The organism is Candidatus Jidaibacter acanthamoeba, from assembly GCF_000815465.1.
GTDB lineage: Bacteria > Pseudomonadota > Alphaproteobacteria > Rickettsiales > Midichloriaceae > Jidaibacter > Jidaibacter acanthamoebae.
This window is the reverse complement of the sequence record NZ_JSWE01000216.1, coordinates 1-3485: the sequence shown is the minus strand read 5'-3', so window position 1 is coordinate 3485 and position 3485 is coordinate 1. Positions and strand designations below refer to the sequence as shown.

At 35.8% G+C, this 3485-nt stretch carries 4 protein-coding genes; all 4 read left to right on the top strand.

The genetic code is table 11. From position 1 onward, the window contains the following. Window positions 1-275, top strand: a 275-nt coding sequence (locus tag NF27_RS10095; RefSeq protein ID WP_084212976.1) for a transposase, incomplete at its 5' end; no start/stop codon positions are given. Next, a complete protein-coding gene (locus NF27_RS10090) occupies window positions 236-952 on the top strand; it encodes an IS3 family transposase (RefSeq protein WP_239647842.1) in 717 nt (238 codons plus the stop codon). The genes NF27_RS10095 and NF27_RS10090, both read left to right, overlap by 40 nt. Before the next feature lie 160 nt (window positions 953-1112). Beyond that, a complete protein-coding gene (gene istA, locus NF27_RS10085) occupies window positions 1113-2657 on the top strand; it encodes an IS21 family transposase (protein ID WP_039454914.1) in 1545 nt (514 codons plus the stop codon). Beyond that, window positions 2650-3408: an IS21-like element helper ATPase IstB gene (gene istB, locus NF27_RS10080; RefSeq protein ID WP_039454911.1), complete on the top strand. Its 759-nt coding sequence runs from the start codon at window positions 2650-2652 to the stop codon at window positions 3406-3408. Before istA ends, istB begins: the two co-directional genes overlap by 8 nt. The last annotated feature ends 77 nt before the right edge of the window (window positions 3409-3485 follow it).

Genomic DNA, 3485 nt, shown 5'->3' with positions numbered 1-3485 from the left:
AAGGAATGAGTAAACTGAGAAAATACAGTAAGGAATTTAAAGAAGAAGCAGTTAAGCTAGTTAGAAATAGCGGCAAAACATATAGTGAAATATCGGGAGATTTGTCGATACCTAGGAGTACATTGGCTCTATGGATGAAAGGAAGAGAGAGCTTAGGGGGTGAAAGCAGCTTAAATAAAGAAGAAATAAAGGCACTAAGGAAAGAAAATCTTATTCTAAAAGAAGAAAGAGAAATATTAAAAAAGGCCTTAGCCATCTTTTCAGGGAAAAAGTAGAAAGGTTTAAATTTATGCAGAAATATAAAGATAAATTTAAACTTGAGAGGATGGCTAAAATGTTAAAAGTATCGCGTAGCGGGTATTACAAATATTTAAATAGTAAGATTGAGAGAAAAGAAGATAAAGATTTAAGGTTAGTAACGGAAATTAAGGCGATATATAGCTATAGTCGCAGTACTTACGGAAGCCCGAGGATTTATGCCGAACTGAGATTAAAAGGAGAAAAGGTAAACAGGAAAAGAGTAGAGCGCTTAATGAGAATACATAATATTAAGGCAAAAAGAAAAGGCGGATATAAGATAAGGCATAAACCTGCTCTTAGAGAAATAAAAGAAAATCTGATAAAGCAAGATTTCAGGTGTAATAAACCTAATGAAAAGTGGGTTAGCGATATCTCATATATACCTACTTCTTTGGGGTGGATATATTTGGCAGTAATATTGGATTTGTTTTCCAAAAAAGTTGTAGGTATGGCACTAGACTCTAAAATAGATACTAATCTCATAATCAAAGCTTTTGACCAGGCTATAAGCAGAAGAGATATAAATCATGGCTTGATATTTCACTCTGATAGAGGTAGCCAATACACTTGCGGTAAATTTCAGAAAATCTTAGCTTTGAAGCAAATCAGCTGTAGTATGAGTGTGTTGAGCGTCATGGTAAATGCCCCCTGAAGATGGATAAAGTTTCAAAGATAATGACCCCCTAGTTTCAAATTATTTGCCCCCTTTTGCTTAGGAAAGGAAGAAGGGAGTTGAAAGAGGTACCTATAAGAAGAGAATGGTTCTTAGAAGGTTATCAAATAGGTAATAAACAGAAATGAGGAAACTAGAGATGACAGAAATAAGTGAAATACTGTACCGGTGGGTAAACGGAGTAAAGATTAAGGCAATATCAAGATCACTAGGAGTAGCACGTAATACGATAAGGAGCTTAATAAGAAGAGGATTGGAGTCGGGACTGAAGGTAGGAGATGATAGCAGGAAAGTAGATGAGATATCAGCAAATATAAGAGTTGAAAGATACAAGGTTAAAGAGAAGGAAGACTGGAGTGAACAAAAGCTTATAATATATGAAGGAGAAATAAAGGAGTGGTTGGGGGAAGAAAATATAACCATAAAACAAATATGGAGATTAATAAGTGAAAGAGGGGTTAAAATAAGTGAAAGCAGTGTGAGAAGATATATAAATAAAAGGATATTGGTTAGGAAGAACGCAACGATACATATAACTACGAAAGCCGGAGAAGAGGGGCAGGTAGATTACGGGAATGCAGGATTAATGGTAGATCCGAAAACAAAGAAGCTTAGGAAGGCATATATATTTATAATGACATTATCGCATAGCCGGATGAGGTATGTAGAGTATGTATTTAAGCAAGATGAGAGATCATGGATACAAAGTCATATAAATGCGTTTAACTATTATGGTGGAGTACCACAAAGGATTGTATTAGATAATTTAAAATCGGGAGTAATAAGCGCAGATATATATGATCCAACGATCAATAAAAGTTATGCTGAACTTGAAAGGTATTATGGATTTATAGCTGACCCGACTAAGGTAAGGCAACCACAGCATAAAGGGAAGATAGAAAGAAGTGTACTAATAGTAAAACAACAATTACTAGCGGGAAGGAAGTATAAAGATATAGAAGAAGCGAATGAGAAAGCAAAGGCATGGTGCAGAAATATAATAGCTAATCAGGTAACGAGGACTACCGGGAAGACGCCGAAGGAAATATATGAGAAGGAGGAAAAGGCTGCATTAAAGTACTTACCGAAAGGGGTGTTTGATATACCTGAGTGGGAGAAAGCAAAAGTCCATAGGGATCACCATGTAGTGTTCAGGGGTAATTTTTACTCTGTACCTACCACTTATATAGGCAATGAGGTATGGGTAAGAGGAGGATTAAGGGTAGTTGAGATATATTGTAATCATAAGATTATTAAGAGCCATATAAGAGAACATGAAAAAGGGAAATGGGTAACAGATGTAGAAGATTACCCTGAGAGTGTTAAGAAGTTTATCCAAAAAACACCTGAGAAGTGCTTAGAGGAAGCAGAATCTATAGGATTAAATACTTTAGAAGTTATAAAAGAAGTGTTAAGTGATATAAGCAATCAGAGGTTGAGAAAAGCCCAAGCGATACTAAGGCTAAGGGAACATTTTAGCGCTGATAGGCTGGAGAAGGCATGTAAGAGAGCATATAGTTATAAATGTTACTCATATAAGAATATAAAGAACATGCTTGAAAAGGGCATGGAGGCCAAAGCAATAGAAGAAGAATTTAGCATAGCAAAGCTAAATAATCCACAAGGATCCTATGTAAGGAGTGCGCAAGAGTTCTCAACAACCATGGAGGTACACCATGGATGAAGTAATTATAAGTAAATTAGCTAAAGAGCTAAGGTTAAGCGGTATGGTTGAGACTTTACCGCTAAGGTTACAGGAAGCAAAAAACAAAAGCTTAGCCTATGAGGAATTTTTAGGACTTATTTTACAGGATGAGAAACAAAGACGGGAATGTAAAAGTATAGCTCATAGAATAAAAGGAGCAAAATTCGAGGAAGAGAAGACATTCGAGAACCTTGATATGAAGAAATACTCTATGGAAGTAAGGCAAATAATAAATCACCTAATGAGCAATAAATATATAAAAGAAAAGCAGAATGTTATTATACTAGGCCCTACCGGAACCGGCAAAACCCATTTAGCTCAAGCATTAGGGCACCAGGCATGTCGTGCCGGTAAGAAAGTAAAATTTATAAGAGCCAATAACTTATTTAGCAAGTTCCAGGCAAGTAGGGCTGATGATTCTTGGAAAGAGATGATTACAGAGTATACTAAAACAGATTTACTAATCTTAGATGACTTTGGGCTTAAAGCTTTAACTCCTCTACAAGCATCAGATCTGTATGAATTAATTGCTGAAAAATATATAAGTAGCAGCTTTATTATTACCAGTAACAGAAAAACTGAAGGGTGGCTGGAACTCTTCCCTGAGCCGGTTATGGCTAATGCTGCTCTAGATAGAGTTGTGCATAAGAGCTATTGTATAGTGCTCGATGGAGAGTCTTATCGAAAAAATGCTATACCGAAACTTAATAAAGGAGAAATTGAAATGTAAACAATCTTGTTATATTTTGCACTTAGGGGGTCAAATAGACTGAAACTCTAAGGGGTCAATATCAATGACATTCAACA

Coding starts and splice junctions, on each gene's coding strand:
- istB (WP_039454911.1), top strand. CDS start 2,650: ATGGATGAAGTAATTATAAGTAAATTAGCTAAAGAGCTAAGGTTAAGC.
- istA (WP_039454914.1), top strand. CDS start 1,113: ATGACAGAAATAAGTGAAATACTGTACCGGTGGGTAAACGGAGTAAAG.